This is a genomic window from Lacisediminihabitans changchengi, assembly GCF_016634425.1.
In the GTDB taxonomy this organism is placed as follows: Bacteria; Actinomycetota; Actinomycetes; order Actinomycetales; family Microbacteriaceae; genus Lacisediminihabitans; species Lacisediminihabitans changchengi.
Genome location: NZ_JAEPES010000002.1, coordinates 504,732 through 520,916, shown reverse-complemented (window position 1 = coordinate 520,916; position 16,185 = coordinate 504,732). Strand labels below are relative to the sequence as shown.

General features: G+C 66.8%; 13 protein-coding genes. 5 read left to right on the top strand and 8 right to left on the bottom strand.

All coding sequences use genetic code 11. The features are described from left to right. Positions 1–57 precede the first annotated feature (57 nt). From IV501_RS07940 to IV501_RS07930, 3 genes are all read right to left on the bottom strand, one after another. Positions 58–1,575, bottom strand: a complete 1,518-nt coding sequence (locus IV501_RS07940) for an aspartate ammonia-lyase (protein ID WP_200555941.1) — start codon at positions 1,573–1,575, stop codon at positions 58–60. 107 nt (positions 1,576–1,682) lie between these two features. Further along, positions 1,683–1,886, bottom strand: coding sequence for a hypothetical protein (locus IV501_RS07935; protein ID WP_200555940.1), 204 nt, complete (start codon positions 1,884–1,886; stop codon positions 1,683–1,685). Next, a complete protein-coding gene (locus IV501_RS07930) occupies positions 1,883–3,040 on the bottom strand; it encodes an inorganic phosphate transporter (RefSeq protein ID WP_307812236.1) in 1,158 nt (385 codons plus the stop codon). The genes IV501_RS07935 and IV501_RS07930 overlap by 4 nt, the downstream gene beginning before the upstream one ends. Positions 3,041–3,327: 287 nt before the next feature. On the opposite strand from IV501_RS07930, the gene IV501_RS07925 reads away from it, so the two are divergent. Next, positions 3,328–4,422: a DUF2510 domain-containing protein gene (locus tag IV501_RS07925; RefSeq protein ID WP_307812235.1), complete on the top strand. Its 1,095-nt coding sequence runs from the start codon at positions 3,328–3,330 to the stop codon at positions 4,420–4,422. 77 nt (positions 4,423–4,499) lie between these two features. Further along, positions 4,500–6,008 (top strand): MFS transporter, encoded by a 1,509-nt coding sequence (locus tag IV501_RS07920; protein ID WP_307812234.1) that lies wholly within the window; start codon positions 4,500–4,502, stop codon positions 6,006–6,008. Between the two features lie 25 nt (positions 6,009–6,033). On the opposite strand, the gene IV501_RS07915 is transcribed toward IV501_RS07920, so the two are convergent. Further along, positions 6,034–6,438, bottom strand: coding sequence for a pilus assembly protein CpaE (locus IV501_RS07915; RefSeq protein ID WP_200555936.1), 405 nt, complete (start codon positions 6,436–6,438; stop codon positions 6,034–6,036). 466 nt (positions 6,439–6,904) lie between these two features. Here IV501_RS07915 and IV501_RS07910 point away from each other — a divergent pair, with 466 nt between their 5' ends. After that, the gene (locus IV501_RS07910) at positions 6,905–8,308 is read left to right on the top strand and encodes a maltokinase N-terminal cap-like domain-containing protein (RefSeq protein WP_200555934.1); all 1,404 of its coding nucleotides are present in this window, start codon (positions 6,905–6,907) and stop codon (positions 8,306–8,308) included. A 14-nt stretch (positions 8,309–8,322) separates the two neighbouring features. Here IV501_RS07910 and IV501_RS07905 read toward each other — a convergent pair whose 3' ends face one another. Beyond that, a complete protein-coding gene (locus IV501_RS07905) occupies positions 8,323–10,488 on the bottom strand; it encodes a DEAD/DEAH box helicase (protein WP_200555932.1) in 2,166 nt (721 codons plus the stop codon). Positions 10,489–10,863: 375 nt separating this feature from the next. On the opposite strand from IV501_RS07905, the gene IV501_RS07900 reads away from it, so the two are divergent. After that, positions 10,864–11,853 carry a phosphodiesterase gene (locus IV501_RS07900; RefSeq protein WP_200555930.1) on the top strand — a complete coding sequence of 330 codons (990 nt, stop codon included), beginning with the start codon at positions 10,864–10,866 and terminating at the stop codon, positions 11,851–11,853. A 45-nt stretch (positions 11,854–11,898) separates the two neighbouring features. Here IV501_RS07900 and IV501_RS07895 read toward each other — a convergent pair whose 3' ends face one another. Together IV501_RS07895 and IV501_RS07890 are read right to left on the bottom strand one after the other, a co-directional pair. Further along, positions 11,899–13,569, bottom strand: coding sequence for a stealth family protein (locus IV501_RS07895; RefSeq protein WP_200555928.1), 1,671 nt, complete (start codon positions 13,567–13,569; stop codon positions 11,899–11,901). A gap of 152 nt (positions 13,570–13,721) precedes the next feature. Continuing rightward, positions 13,722–14,090 carry a DUF6804 family protein gene (locus tag IV501_RS07890; RefSeq protein ID WP_200555926.1) on the bottom strand — a complete coding sequence of 123 codons (369 nt, stop codon included), beginning with the start codon at positions 14,088–14,090 and terminating at the stop codon, positions 13,722–13,724. A gap of 36 nt (positions 14,091–14,126) precedes the next feature. Here IV501_RS07890 and IV501_RS07885 point away from each other — a divergent pair, with 36 nt between their 5' ends. Continuing rightward, positions 14,127–15,488: a M20/M25/M40 family metallo-hydrolase gene (locus tag IV501_RS07885; RefSeq protein ID WP_200555924.1), complete on the top strand. Its 1,362-nt coding sequence runs from the start codon at positions 14,127–14,129 to the stop codon at positions 15,486–15,488. Positions 15,489–15,515: 27 nt separating this feature from the next. On the opposite strand, the gene IV501_RS07880 is transcribed toward IV501_RS07885, so the two are convergent. Continuing rightward, positions 15,516–16,148, bottom strand: a complete 633-nt coding sequence (locus IV501_RS07880; RefSeq protein ID WP_200555923.1) for a GDSL-type esterase/lipase family protein — start codon at positions 16,146–16,148, stop codon at positions 15,516–15,518. Positions 16,149–16,185: the final 37 nt, after the last annotated feature.

The following is a 16,185-nucleotide window of genomic DNA, read 5'->3' as shown; positions in this document are numbered from 1 at the left end:
CGGCGGCGCACCCGAAGACACGCTCAGGGACCGTAGCACCGCACCCGAAAGCAGCCTCTACCGGATGATCGGCATCACAGAGGTAACCGGAACCAGCCCGCTCAACCGCTGCGGCGACAGCACGTGCGCGACCTGCTCGGCCGACATCAGCCCGGCCGAGACCACGAGCTCAGCGATCGACGCGTTGGTCGTCAGTGCCGTGTGAGCCAGCGACGCGGATGCCGCGTAGCCGATGTACGGCGTGAGGGCTGTGACCACCCCTACCGACGACTCCACCTGCGCCGCAAGACGCGTCGTGTTGGCGGTGATCCCATCGATGCAGTTGACGCGGAGCGTGCGGCAGGCATTAGTCATCCAGGCGAGCGACTGCAGGATGCTGTGGGCGATCACCGGTTCAAAGGCGTTTAGCTGCAACTGGCCGGCTTCCGCGGCGGCGGTGACCGTCGCATCCGCACCGATCACGCTGAACGCGACCTGGTTGACGACCTCGGGGATGACCGGGTTGACCTTGCCGGGCATGATCGATGACCCGGCCTGGCGCGGCGGGAGGTTGATCTCGCCGAGCCCGGCCTGCGGTCCACTGGAGAGGAGCCGCAGGTCGTTGCAGATCTTCGACAGCTTGACCGCCGCGCGCTTCAGCGTGCCACTCAAGGTCATGAAGATCCCGGCATCGGAGGTGGCCTCGATCAGGTCGGGCGCGGTCTCCATCGCGATGCCGGTCACCTCGGTCAGGTGCCGGCAGACCGCTGCGGCATAGCGCGGGTCAGCCGTGATCCCGGTGCCGATCGCCGTGGCGCCCATGTTGATCTCGTTCAACCACGGCACCACCTCCGCCAGCCGGTCGTAGTCTTCGGTGAGGGTGTGAGCGAACCCGTTGAATTCCTGGCCCAGCGTCATCGGCACGGCATCCTGCAGCTGCGTGCGTCCGATCTTGAGCACACCGGCGAACTCGATGCCCTTCGCCGCGAAGGCGGCGGTCAACAGGCGGTGCTCCTCGAGCAACCGATTCACGCCGAACACCATGGCGAGTTTGATCGCGGTGGGATAGACGTCATTGGTCGACTGGCTGCGGTTCACGTCGTCGATCGGATGCAGGTACTGATATTCGCCGAACCGGTGGCCGAGCAGTTCGAGACCGCGGTTGGCGATCACCTCATTAGTGTTCATGTTGGTCGAGGTTCCGGCACCGCCCTGGATGACACCGACCGCGAACTGGTCGTGAAGCGCGCCGGCCATGATCTCTTCACACACGGTGTCGATTAGGTCGGCCTTAGCCGGATCGAGCACGCCGAGCTCGCGGTTGGCCCGGGCGGAGGCCTGCTTCACCCGCACGAGCGCACGGATCAGATCGCCGTAGACGGAGATCGGCCTGCGCGTGATCGGAAAGTTCTCGAGGGCCCGCGCGGTGTGAATTCCCCAGTAGGCGTCTGCCGGGATCTCCATCGATCCGAGCGAATCACTCTCCACGCGGGTGGGGCCACCGGGCTGACCGACGAACGCACCGGGTGCTCCCGGTGCCGAATCGTCGAGCGGGGTTTCATTGTTGGTGCCGAACTGCTGTGTTGCGGGGTTCATTCGTGTCGTGGCTCCATTGCCTCGGTCGGCTGCTCGTGGCTGCCGTCGTTACTGTTTTCGCGTCGGGTAGACCCCGCCAAGCCTACCCGCGCGGTGCCCGCCGGGCCCTAGCGATGCAAGGCGGGGATGATGAGGTACAGCCCGTAGACGATCAGCAGTCCGCAGAGCACGAAGGCCAGCACCCCGAAGGGCCGGCGCCAGCGGACATCCGATCCGACGAATCGCAGCCCGATCGAGAACAGGAACACGACGCCGCAGGCGCCGACGATCGAGGCGACGAGCACGGACAGGAAGGCGAGCCAGTCGATCATCGAACGCCTCCCTTCTTCGCCTTGCGGCGCTTGGGACGCACCAGGGCGGCCGGGTCGTTGACGACCGCGACGGAGGCTGGGTCGACGCGATTGCGACGCGAGTAGACGAAGATCGCGAAGATGATGACTGCGGCCACCACGGCATCCACGACGATGCCGCCGGTTCCGGCGAGCGCTACCCACGACGCGAGGGCGCCGACCAGGCCGGCTGCCGGGATGGTGATCAGCCAGCCGATGGCGATTCTGCCGGCGGTGCGCCAGCGCACCGAGGCCCCCTTACGCCCGATGCCTGTGCCGATCACCGAGCCGGATGCCACCTGCGTGGTGGAGAGCGCGAAGCCCAGGTGTGTCGAGGCGAGGATGGTGGCGGTGGTGGCCGCCTCGGCGGCAAACCCCTGGCCCGGCTCGATCTCGGTCAGCCCCGTGCCGAGCGTACGGATGATGCGCCAGCCGCCCGTATAGGTACCGAGCGCGATCGCCAAGGCACACACGATGATCACCCAGAGCTCCGGGCTCGACCCGGTCGCCTGAAAGCCCCCGGCGATGAGGGTGAGGGTGATCACTCCCATGGTCTTCTGCGCGTCATTGGTGCCGTGCGCGAGAGAGACCAACGATGAGGTGAAGATCTGCCCGATCTTGAACCGGCTGCGCTGCTTCTTCTTGGTGACCGTGTAGGCGATTCGGGTGGCGAGGAAGGCGACCAGTCCGGCGGTGATCGGGGCGAGAACCGCGGGCAGCACGATCTTCGACAGCACAACGGACAGGTCGATCGCGCCGAAGCCGGCACCGACGATCGCGGCACCGATCAGGCCGCCGAACAACGCGTGACTGGAGCTCGACGGCAGTCCGAGCAGCCAGGTCACCAGATTCCAGAGGATGGCGCCGATGAGTCCGGCGAAGATCATCACCGGAGTGATCTGCACTCCACCGGCGCCCTCGCGGATGAGGCCTCCCGAGATCGTGTTGGCGACCTCGGTGGAGAGGAAGGCACCGACCAGGTTGAGCACCGCAGCTATCGCCACAGCGACCCGCGGCTTCAGAGCGCCGGTCGCGATGGGGGTCGCCATCGCATTCGCGGTGTCGTGAAAGCCGTTGGTGAAATCGAAGAAGAGGGCCAGTGCGACGACTAGCGCGACCATGAGCGAGATGTCCACTGAGGTCGAGTCTTACAGGCGGGTGAACAGGAGGCAACTCGAAGGTGAATTCGGTCAGCGCCGAGCGCCCGCTGTCTGGCTGGGCATCCCGAGGCGCCGCCCCCGCTAGGCCTGGCGTGCCCCCTCCGGGGGAGTGTGTTTCCTGGCGATTGCCAGTAACCTCTGGCAAAGCGACCAGTTCGCTGCGCGATCACATCATGGCGATCACATCATGGTGCGGTCACGCGGCGGCCGTCTCCTCCCGTCGCCCACTACCGTTCAGAGATCCGGCCGAAGGGATTCAGCGCGTGTTCGAGGACGATGTCACAGTCCCCGCGGGATGGTATCCCGACCCGATGGGCCTCCCCCAGTTGCGCTGGTGGAATAACCACGCCTGGACCGAACTGACCACAGAAGCCCGCCCGCCGCTCGTGATGCAGCAGCCGACCCAGCTGCTCTACGCCGACGACGAGCTGCCAACCCGCCGCCAGCAGCGGAAGCAGCGTGAGCGTGAGGCGGAGTACGCCCACCTCGCCACGGTAGCCGAGACCGAGAACGACACCGATGACGACACCGAGAGCGCGGATGTCCGCGGGCCGACCTCCCCGGATGAACCCGTGACCGTCACCATCCGTGAGATCGAATCATCCTTCCCCCTCGCCACCGAGCCGACCATCGAGCCGGACCTCGAGCCGACCCGTGAGCCACGCAGTGAGCCAGTCGTGGCCGCGACCGCAACGTCCCGTGCCGACCCCACCGAGCGAGCACTTCCGGCAACCGGCGTCTCGCCCCGCGTCGCCGTCTACACAGCACCGGTGTGGATCATCGCTCTGCTGCCGCTCGCACAACTGGTCGTCGGCCTCCTCGTGCTCGTCGGATTCGGCGCGTTCCCGAACATCTACGTCTCGGCCGGCGCGATCGTGCTGCCCTATGTTGCCGTCGTGGTTCTCGCCATCATCGACCGCAGCGTGCTGCGTCGAGCCGGTCACGAGCATCCGGCGCACTGGGCATGGGCGTTCCTCTCCTCGCCCGTATATCTGATCGCCCGCGTCGTCGGACTCGGCCGCAGTGGCGCCTTCGGGGTCGCTCCGCTGCTCACCTGGGCCGCGCTCGGCCTGCTGCAGGTGGCGTCGGCATTGGTCATTCCCGGCATGCTGATCTCCGTCATCCCGAGCGTCTTCTCGGCCCAGGCCGAACAGTCGATCGCGACAGACGCCTCGGTGTTCGGCGCGACTCTGGACGTGCATTGCCCGACCCCGCCCGCCCTGCTGATCGGGCAGACCTTCACCTGCCGCGCCAGCTCGACGGCCGGTCACGACCTGTCGGTCACGGTGAGCCTGCAGCGAGCGAACGGCTGGATCGACTGGAAGGTCGACGACTGGGGAAACACCTTCGTCAACTGATAGCGGTGACCCCGGCAGAGTTATTCCGACGCCGTAGCGACACGGTTCGGTGCGGTGCGTCGCACTAAACTTGCCAAGTGAATCCCGCGATTGACCCTGCTGATCCCCTGCCCGACGACGATTCCGGCAGCCTGACTCCCGCCGAGCGCCGCAAGCTCAGCCGCCGCCCGAGCGACCGAGCGGTCACCGCCGTCCTGGCGTTCACCGGTCTCGTTGCGGCCTTCACGCAGACCCTGGTCACCCCGATCATCCCGGAACTCCCGACGCTGCTTCACTCGAGTGTTAGCGACGCCACGTGGGTGCTCACCTCGACCCTGCTGGCCGCCGCGATCTCGATCCCGATCAGCGGGCGACTCGGCGACATGTACGGCAAGCGCACCGTGATGCTGGTGCTGCTCGGCAGCCTGATCGTCGGATCGATCATCTGCGCCTTCTCGAGCGAGCTCATCCCGGTGATCGCCGGACGGGTGCTCCAGGGCTTCTCGCTCGGAGTGATCTCGCTCGGCATCAGCGTGCTGCGCGACGTTCTCCACCCGAAGAGTCTCGGCGGAGCAGTCGCCCTGGTCAGCGCCACGCTCGGTGTCGGTGGCGCGGTCGGCCTCCCGATCGCCGCGGTCGTCGCCCAGAATCTCGACTTCCACTTCCTGTTCTGGCTCGCGGCCATCCTCGGCGCCGTCGGTCTGGTCTTGGTCTTCATCGTCGTCCCGCCGAGCACCCTGCGCACCGGTGGCCACTTCGATGTCGTCGGAGCCATCGGCTTCGCCATCGGTCTCATCGGCATCCTGCTCGCCGTCTCCAAGGGCAACACCTGGGGCTGGACCAGCCCGGTGACCCTCGCACTCCTCATCGGCGGTGTCGTCGTGCTCGTCATCTGGGGATGGTTCGAGCTGCGCAGCCGCGAACCCCTGGTCGATCTGCGAGTTGCCGCGCGCCGACCCGTCCTGCTCACCAACCTCACCTCGATCACCATCGGCTTTGGGTTCTTCATCACCACGGCGGCCTTCCCCGCCCTCCTCGAGGCACCGGTCGCGACCGGCGTCGGCCTCGGGCTGGGACTCGTCGCGGCAAGCCTCTGCCTCATGCCGCTCGGTCTGGTGATGTTCGTGATGTCGCCCATCGCTGCGCGCATCTCGGGCGCCCGCGGACCGCGGTTCAGCCTCATCCTCGGCGGCGGTGTGGTGGTAGTGGCCTTTGTGATCGCCGTGCTGTTGCACGCCGAGGTGTGGCACATCATCCTGATCTCCGCCGTGGTCGGCGTCGGCGTGGGAATCGCCTACGCCGCCATGCCCACGCTGATCATGCATGCAGTGCCCGCCAGCGAGACGGCCTCGGCGAATGGACTGAACTCGGTCATGCGCACCCTCGGTTCCACCATCGCCGGCACGGTCACCGGGCTGATCTTCGCGGGTAACTCGCGGGTATTCCACGGGCTGGCGGTGCCGACGGATGCCGGCTTCCGGATCGTCTTCATCATCGCCGCCGCCGTCGTGCTCGCCGGTGTCATCTCAGCCCTCTTCATCCCGCGCCGGGAGCCCTCGTACACGACGACCTCGAGCATCCCGACCCAGCCGGGTTCACCGGACTGACGAGGGCTTGCTCGGTGGCGGCAGGCTAGCGGGACAGCTCCGTGAGGGCGAGCAGCGCTGACCCGTATGCCTCCGCCGCGTCGGTATCGGTAAAGGTGCGATCGGCCCCGGCCAGCTCGACATCCACCGCGAACACCTCGCCCACCGCCCGAAGCGCACGGAACGCTCCCCCGAGCAACCCGCGCAGTTGATCCTCGCGGGGCAGCCAGAGTGACTGCTCGATCGCGACGGAGTCGAGTGCCCACTCGGTCGTGCCATTGAAACCCAGGATGGTGCCAGTGTCGAATTCGTGCGCCTCGACGGTCATGTCGCTGACGATGAACACGTCGCCGTCGAAGCCCTCCCCGGCGATAGAGAAGGCGTCACCGGAAACGGGACGCCAGACGATTCCATTGGCCTGGAGGCTGCGGGCGAGTGTGGTCGAGATCATCGGTTCATTATCCGTCACCCACCGAGGTGGCAACGGCTCAGGCCGATGATCCGGACCACGACGTCGTTGCCGCACCTCATCCGACTCGCCCTCATGCGACCCGTCGGACACCACCTGCCCTGAGGCAGAACCACGGGGGCGGCGACCTCGCTCGTGCGAAGCTCTGACCCAGCGGGGATACCCCCGTATTCCGCTGGAGACCCTCGCTGAGGTCGCCGCCACCCGGTTGTCCCCCGGTGATGCAGACACCACGATAGACAGACCCCGCCATCAGTGCTCCCCCCATTACGGGGTTCCCCCGAACGAGCGTCCGCACATTGGGGGACAAATGTAGGCCGTGCCGAATCGGGTGTCGCCAAGCTTTTGCCGTCAAGGGGTGCCGGTGGCGGCATCCCATGCGTATCGTGACGCGTAGTCAGCACCGCACTATGCCTGCTGGCGCAGAATTCCACCAGCGGAGGTATGTGTGCTCGAGGTTCCCGACTACCTGGCACCCTGGATGGCCCGCCAACGGTGGTTCGCCGGTAAAGGCCGCACACCCCAACTGCTCGAGATCGGCGGATTCTCGCTGGGGTACGACGAGAGCGTGCGGGTGCGGGTGCGACTGGTGCTTGATCGGGCCTCCAATCCCCTCTTGTACCAGGTACCCCTCACCGAGCGACGTACCCCGTTGCAGGGCGGCGAGGCAGCGCTGGTCGCAACCGAAAACGATGCAGACGGCCCGCTCTACATCTACGACGGACCTCGGGATCCGGCCTTCGCGTCCGCGCTGCTCGGCATGGTCCTGCAGGGTGGCGAGGCACTCGCGGAGGATGGCAGCGGACCCGCGGCCTTCGGACACCGCGACCTTGCGGAGCCGGACGGCATCCGTTTTCCTCAGGTGCGCTCGTCGAAGGTGCTCAGCGGCGAACAGTCGAACACCTCGATCGTCTACGAGATGACGGATGCCGACGGCAGCCCCGCCATGCCGATCATCTGCAAGCTCTTCCGCGCTCTCCATGACGGCGAGAATCCGGATGTCGTGCTCACCGGCGCGCTCGGTGCGGCCGGGTCAGCCGTGGTCCCCCGCACCGTCGGCTATGTCACCGGTCGCTGGCGAGACACCGCCGCGCTCGGCGGCGTCGCCACCGGTCACCTCGCCTTCGCCCAGGAGTTCCTCCCGGGCGTGCAGGATGCCTGGAAGGTCGCCCTCGCCGCCGTGGAGGTGGGTGAAGACTTCGCCGAGCGGGCTTATGCCCTCGGCGAGGCGACCGCGGAGATGCACGAGACGCTGGCGGGCGCTCTGCCCACCCGCGTCACGACCCCCTTCGACATCGCCACCGTCGTCACGGCCATGCGAACGCGCTTCGAGCTCGCGGCAAGCGAGGTGCCGGCACTTGGCGTCTATCGTGAGCGTCTCAACACCGTCTACGCTCGCGCACAGGCGAGCCCGTGGCCGCCGCTCCAGCGCATCCATGGGGACTTCCACCTCGGCCAGGTGCTTTCGGTGCCCGACCGCGGCTGGGTGGTGCTCGACTTCGAAGGGGAACCCCTGCGCGACATGCGCGAGCGGAGCGCTCCGGATTGCCCGCTGCGAGACCTCGCCGGAATGCTGCGATCGTTCGACTACGTCGCCGGATCCTACGCCCTCGCCCACCCCGGGCAGAGCGCCGCCGAATGGGCCTCCGCAGCCCGCAACGCCTTCATCGACGGCTACATCGCACGGTCTGGACGCGACCTGCGCGAGCATCGAGCGCTCCTCGACGCGTTCGAGATCGACAAGGCCGTCTATGAGGCGTTGTACGAGGTTCGCAACCGTCCGAACTGGCTGAGCATCCCCTCCGCCGCTGTCGACCGTCTGGTCACCCGCTCCTCGCAGCGCGCCAGCTAGCAGTCCCCTGCTGGCTACTCCTCGTCGAGAGCATCCTCGAGCAGCTGAATGAGCGCCTCGAGCTGCACACTCGCCTCGGCCTGCACCTCGGAGTCGTCGCCGTCGAGGGCGCGCGCCGCGAGGCCGGCCTTCGAGTCGATGAGTTCTGCGATCTTTGCGTCGATGGTCTGCGAGGCGATGATGCGCCAGGCGGTCACCGGCTCGGACTGGCCGATGCGGTGCACGCGGTCGATGGCCTGCGTCTGCTCGGCGCTGGTCCAACTGAGCTCGGCGAGCACGACGTTGGATGCCGCCTGCAGGTTGAGGCCGACGCCGGCGGCGGTGAGCGATGCCACCACAACCGAGACCTCGGGGTCGTTGTTGAACGCATCCACCTGCGACTGGCGGAAGTCTGCTGTCTGGTCGCCGCGAATCGACACGGTCTTCAGACCGCGCTTGGCGAGCACCTCTTCTGCCGTGTCCATCACGTCGATGTGCTTGGCGAAGAACACCACCTTGCCCACCGAGCGGGCCAGCTGCGCGGTGTAGTCCGCGGCCAGCACAGACTTCGCCTGACCGATCTTGCGCACCATGGTGAATACGTTGTCTCCGGTCTTCGACGCCTTCGACTCGTCGAGCTCCGCGTGGGCGACCATTCGCACCAGGTCCGACCGCTCGTGCTCGGTGCGCGACAGCGAGACGGCGCGACGGTAGCGCTCGAGCAGCCGTTTCTGCAGCGCGGTCTCGGCCTCGCGGATGCTGCGTCCGACCTCGTCGTCGAGCTCGACCGGCATGTCGGCGATGCGCTTGGACGGCAGGTTCGAGGCGACGTCGATCTTCTTTCGCCGCACGATCCCCATGTCGATCACGGTCTGTCGAGCCTCCGCGAAGAAGCCGAAGTCGGCCGGGGTCAGTCCGTTCTCCTCCAGGCGCTCCATCAGCATCGAGGTGGGCTTGTCGCCGTCGATCCAGCCGAGGAACTGCCAGATCGCCCGGAAGTCCTCGATGGTGTTGATCAGTGGGGTCCCGGTGAGGGCGATCATCAACGCGCGCGGACTGCGGGTGAGGATGCTCTTGGCGAGGTCGAGCACGTACTTGGAGCGCTGCGACTCGCGATTCTTGATGAAGTGCGCCTCATCCACGACCATGCCCTTGAAGCCGAGCGTGCGCAGCCAGCCGATGTGACGGTCGAGCACGTCGTAGTTGACGATGACCACGTCGGCGAAGGCGTCGAGGTTCTCTCCGGAACCGTGGATGACCGTGGCCGAGCGCTTCGGAGTCCAGCGCTCCACCTCCCGCGCCCAGTTCATCTTCACGACGCTCGGAACGACCACGAGAAGCGGGTAGGAGTTCGTGACCTGCGCGGCGAGCAGCGCCTGGGCGGTCTTGCCGAGCCCTGGCTCGTCGGCGAGCAGGTAGGTGCGGTGTCCGTCGCGCGCACTGGCGACGAACTCGGCCTGATGGTGGAACAGCTCCAGCCCTTCCGGTACCCGGCGGTCGACCGCGCTGGGTTCTGGCAGCTCCATGCTGGCGACGTTGCCACCGGAGCCGTATTCGAAGGCCCGGAACAGCGGGTCGAGCAGTTCCCAGTTGGCGAGCCGGTGCGTGACCGGCTTCGAGCGCACCGGCTGGCTGAAGTCGGGGGCGAGGAAGGGGTTGGAGAGCTGGCGGGCGATGACCGACTGCGGCACCACCTGTCGCTCGGCGACGGGAGCGGCGGCCACCGGATCCTTCACGATGATCAGCTCGTCGGGCGAGAGCTCGACCCCGGATGCCATGAGCATGTCGCGGCGGAGCTTGCGCGCGGCATCCGTCACCGCTGTCTGCTCGGCGAGCAACTGGATCAGCGAGGTGTCCCGAGCCGCGGTTTTGGCGAGGATGGTCGCGACGCCGTCGAGTCGCTTGAGGATCTCGGCTCGCTCGGCATCCGTGATCGTGGTGTCGGCTTTGGCTTTGGCGCGCTCTTCGCGCATCAGCAGTGCGATCACCTGGAACTTGGTGCGGTTGGTCGGGCCGACCTTGCCGCGTTCGGCGGCACCCTCCACCTCGCGCACCGCGCGCGCGAGCACGGGGATCACCCCGGCGTCGTCGGCTCCTCGTGAGCGGCGGGGCTGCTGCGACTGGCGCGACGAATTTCCCCCGGAGCGACCCCGGGTGCTGGACTTTCTCTGCGCGGATTGTCCGTTGGCGGACCGAGCCATGCTTCTCCTGGCGTGTCGTGTCACATCGGCAATGCCGCCCAGACCGGGCCACCTGCGGAATGCGGATAGAGCGACGAACCCCTGCGCCGTGCGCCTCACCCGGCACTGCGCTCCTTGAAGCACTTCACCCATGGAAGCACTGCGCCCGTAAAAGCACTGAGGCACTGTGCCCCAGTGAGGCACTGCGTCCCTGAACTCGAGCAACTCGCCACAGATGGATCGCGTGCCGGGGTCGAGACGATGAGGGGGTTCGTCTGGTGCACACTTAGTTTACCGTGATTTCACCCGAGGGTGACCACATTCTGCCCCCGCACTGGGGGCGGATCGCCGTGTCACGTTAACCAGTTGTCCAGCAGAGCGTGCTTCGATGGGGTAATGCCCGACGCAGCGCCCGTGCAATACGTGGCCCAGTTCCCGCGACCTGATCACTTCATCGTGCACCTGAGCGACACGCACCTCGTCGCCGGAGATCGCGCCCTGTACGGCACCGTAGACAGCGAGGCGCACCTGCGCGAGCTCTTCTCGGAGCTCGAATCCTCGGGCGCGAAGCCCGAAGCGCTCATTTTCACCGGCGACCTCGCCGATCACGGCGACCCCGAGGCCTACGCGACCCTGCGGGCGATCGTCGAGCCGGCGGCAGCCCGCCTTGGCGCCCAGGTGATCTGGGTGATGGGCAACCACGATGACCGGGGAAACTTCCGTGAAGGGCTGCTCGGCCAGCATCCACTCACCACTCCGATCGACCGCGTCTACGACGTGAACGGCCTGCGCATCATTGCCCTCGACTCGTCCGTTCCCGGACGCCATCACGGCCTGGTGACGGATGCCCAGCTCGATTGGCTCGCGGAAGAGCTCGCCTCCCCGGCACCGCACGGCACCATCATCGCGATGCACCATCCCCCGGTCCCGAGCGTTCAGGACCTGGCGATTCTCGTGGAACTGCGCAATCAGGATGCCCTCGCCGAGGTCATCCGCGGATCGGACGTTCGCAGCATCATCGCGGGTCATCTCCACTACTCGACCACGTCGACGTTCGCCGGAGTGCCGGTCTCTGTTGCCTCGGCCACGTGCTACACCCAAGATCTGAACGTCCCCGCCGACGCCGCCGGCGTTCGGGGCACCAAGCCGCGCGACTCTGCCCAGGCCTACAACCTGGTGCACGTCTACGAGGAGACCGTGCTGCACTCGGTCGTGCCGATCGGCCAGAGCGACGCGTTGAAGTTCACCTCGGCGGCGGAGACCACGCGTCTGCTTGCAAATCACGCGGTGACCATCCGGCCGAGCACGACGGTGCCCGCGCCGTCCGAGGACTCGCTCGCCGCAGAAGAGCTGCACCCGCCGACCCGCGAGTTCTCGATCGTCTGACCCGAGGGTCTGTTGCGAGCGTCTGGATCGAGCTTCTGGCCCGGCTCAGCCGTGGATGAGTTGCCCTGATCCGCCCGATGCCTCGGGAACGGCACCGTTCACGTTCACATCCGCACGGTTCAGATCGGCACCGTTCAGATCCGCACCGTCCGCTCCGACCGCCCGCTCCCAGGGGGCGACGATCGGGAAATACCCTTCGAGGAAGTCGCGCACGGCGTCGGCGCGATCCTCGTCGCTGATCTCGGGAAAGCTGCCGTCGTTCAGGCAGAACAGATCGGCGTCGCGGCGGCGAAGCAGCTTGCGCATCGCGACCAGCCCGACGCGGGCGGTGGTGTCGACGTAGAGGGCGCGAACATCCGTCACCGTCACGGCGCGACCGGTCAGCAGCGCGTAGTAGTGGTACAGCGAATTCGTCACCGAGATATCGGTCGCCGAGCGGAAGCGGCTCGCCGCGGTGCGGGCGAACTCCTCGGGAAACTCCGCCTCGAGCTCGCGCACCACCGACTTACGCATCGGCGCCGGGGTGTGCTCGAGATGGCGGGTGATGACGGCCCCGAACCGGTCGGCGAGCAGGGCGCGGTTGACCCGAGCCGCGTTCTCGAAACCGCTGCGGTCGACGTTGCTTCCACCGAGTCCGATTCGTGTCGTCGCCTCGATGAACTTGGAGACACCGCCCGGGGAGAAGAACTCCTCCGGACCGACCGGACGACCGAAGAACATGTCGTCATTGGAATACAGGAAGTGCTCCGCGAGCCCGTCGATATTGTGCAGCTGGCTCTCGACCGCGTGCGAGTTGTGCGTCGGCAGCACCGAGGTATCGGCGAAGAACTTCTCACTCGGCACGATGGTGACGCGCGGGTGCTCCGCCAGCCACTCCGGCCGCGGCGAGTCGGTGACGATGTAGACGTTGCGAATCCACGGCGCGAACAGGTTGACGGAGCGCAGCGCGTACTTCAGCTCGTCCAGCTGGCGGAATCGGGCGTGCGAGTCGTCGCCTTCGCCGACCACATAGCTCTTCATGCGCCGTGCGCGCGCGCGCTGCCACTCGATCGAGGCACCGTCGACCCAGGAGAAGACGATGTCGATATCGAAGTCGATGTCGCTGGCGTGCTTGTCGAACATGCCCTCGATGGTGGGCCAGGTCTCGCCGTAGCGCTCCACGGTGGTTCGCACCAGCTCGCCGACCGGCACGGTGGTGCGGGTGAGCGAGTTCGGTGCGGGAATCAGCACGGTGTCCTCGCCGATCGTCCAGAACTCGAGACGCACGCCGTTCGCGGCGCCGTAGCGCAGCCCCCCTCGTGGCGTCACCCGCGGACGGAACAGGATGATGGCGCGGCTCGACTTGTCGGCGAAGTGTCCGTCGGCCAGAAGCGCGACCGACCGTCGCACCCCGTCGGCGGGTTTCGCGTAGAACGGCTCGTCCGCGCTGGCCTGGGTCAGCGCCTGCCGCACCCGCTTACGCTGCGAACGGTCAACCACCAGCAACGGTCGGTCGTCGTTTCCGCGCACCAGGAGGTACTCGATCGCTGCCTCGTCGAAGGCACGACGGATGAACAGCAGGTCGGCGACCTGGGCCTCCCGCGGAGTGAGATGCGAATTCACCAGAGCCAGCCGACCCTTGCTCAGCACCACATCGTCGCGGTGCACCACCGGCGGGTTTTCGACCGCCGTCGGAAGGTCGTGGCGGGAGGGGAAAAGCGAATCGCTACGCGACATGGAAAGGCCCAATCGTTCGAGCCGGACCGCCGCCGACGATGGTCAGCGCGGGTCCCCAGCTACCAAGAGTTTACCCGCCGTTCGTTTCTCCGCTGTTTCGTCGCGCTCGGCATCCGCCTGGCCTGCTTTCGGCGCGCGCGCTCACCCGCGACTCAGCGACGACCGACAGTCTTCTTCGCGTTCTTGTCGTCGGGGTTCAGCACCTTCACCAAAATCCCCACCGCGACGAAAGCCAGGGCGGCCACCAGTTGCGCGGCCACCCAGATCTGCCCGTGGAACAGGAACGGAAAGACCGGGTTCCACACCACGGCCATCGCGAGAAGCAGCGGGATCCACCACCAGTGCTTGGCCTGATACGAGAACACCACCAGAATCAGCGCCAGGATCGCCACAAGAAATCGGATGACCAGAAACCAGGTCTCATTGTCGAGCAGCGCGAGCCCGGCCAGCAGCACGATCGCGCCGAGCAGCCCGGGGGCGAGAGCGGGGCGGCGGAAGGCAGCGGTGGGATAGGAGGTCATGTGACTATTGTCGCGCCCGGCCAGGCATGATGAAGCATGCCCGCCGACACACCCCACCTCCCCTTGCTCCCCCTCGAGCACCTCCGCGAGCTGGTGCGGTTGCCCACGATGTCGCGCACCGAGGTCGAGGAGACCGATTGGGCGCCGTTCGACGCGTTCATCGATGCACTGCCTCGGCTGTACCCGGCTCTGCACGCGGCGCTCGAGCGCGAGATCGTCGGCGGTCACTCGCTGCTCTACCGTTGGACGGGATCGGGTGACGGGTCTCCCACGGTGTTGATGGCCCACTATGACGTTGTTCCGGCGACCGAGGAGGGCTGGGAGCATCCGCCGTTCGCCGCCGAATTGAGCGGCGACGGTGACGAGCAGCTGGTCTGGGGCAGGGGCACGCTCGACGACAAGGGCTCCCTCGTCGCGGCGCTCGAAGGGGTCGAGGCCGCGGTACTGGCCGGGCTGACTCCGCGTGCAGATCTGTACCTGAGCTTCGGCCACGACGAGGAGACGGTCGGCACCGGCGCACAGGCGATCGTCGACCTGTTGGCGAGCCGCGGCATCCGTCCGGAGCTCGTGCTGGACGAGGGCGGCGCGGTCGTCGAGGGTATCTTCCCCGGGGTCTCCGAGCCGATCGCGGTAGTGGGGGTGAGTGAGAAAGGCATCGTGACGCTCTCCCTTCGCGTCGACCAGGACGGCGGTCACGCCTCCACTCCCCCGAAACTGTCCGCGACGGCGCGGTTGGCCCGGGCGATCGTGCGGTTGAACCGACGGCCGTTCCCGTCGGGTTTCACCGCCACCAACGTCGAGATGATCGAGACCCTCGGCGCCCACGCCACCGGCCCACTGCGCTGGGCGTTCGGCAACCTCTGGCTCACGAAGCCGCTGCTGCTTCGCGTGTTCGCTCGGCTGAGCGACGAGACCGCCGCGATGGTCCGCACGACGCAGGCGGTAACGCAGCTGAGTGGGAGCCAGGCGGCGAATGCGCTGGCGGAGCGGGCCGTGGCGACCGTCAACATCCGCGTCGCCGCGGGATCGTCAGTGGCCGAGGCCGTCGAGCATGTGCGCCGGGCGATCCGTGACCCCCGCGTCGCGATCGAGGTTCCGCAGGCGAACGAACCATCACCGGTGTCCCCGACCAGCGGCAGCGCCTGGGAGCTACTGCGATCCACGATCGTCGAGATCTACCCCGGCACGATCGTGACGCCGTACGTGATGCTCGCCGCCAGCGATTCCCGGCACTTCACGCGCATCAGCGACCACGTCTATCGCTTCAGCCCGTTTCGCATGTCCACGCAGGAACGCGGCACTCTGCACGCGATGAACGAGCGGATGCACGTGGCGACGTTCCTGCGCGGCGTCGAGTTTTACACCCGCCTGGTGCGGTCACTCGCCACCGAACGGTAGCGGTCAGCGCTACCTCTACCGCCTGCTCTACCGTTCTGGCCGGGCGTAGTCGTCGACACGGATGATCGTGATCGGTCGGCTCATCGGCGGCTCCTCGCGCAGCCGCTCGAGACCCGGGCGCAGCTCAGACAGCCAGGCCTCGTAGCCCTCGTGGTTGAGGTGAAGGCGGTCTTCCGAGAAGCGGGGATTCAGCTCGCCGTCGTCGAGTGCGAGCGCCGGCCAGAGGTCGAGATATTGTGCGTGAACGGTCGACGAGAACTGACGGAGATGGATGTTCGCCTCCTGAATGCGATCGGCGAACTCCCTCCCGCGCGGCATTACCGACTGCAGCAGCAGCCGAGATCCCGGCAGCTGTCGACGCAACTCGACCAGGATGGTCTGCACATTGCGCACCAGGTGCTCGACGTTCTGACGCATGCCGAAGTCGTTGGTTCCGATCAGCAGGATGATCTCATCGGGGTCGGCCGCGACTATCTGGTCGATCCGAGCGAGCACATCGTCGGAGGTCGCACCGCTGACACCGAAATTGAGGGTGGTGACGTCGGGAAACCAGGTCGCCCAGTCGCCGGATGCGGTGATGCTGTCACCGAGGAATAACACTGTGTTGTCAGCCAAAACGTGACCTCCCGAGGTCTCGGACGCATCGCGTCCTGTGTCCATGATCGTCGCCCTCGCGAATAAACGCTAGCCGCACGAG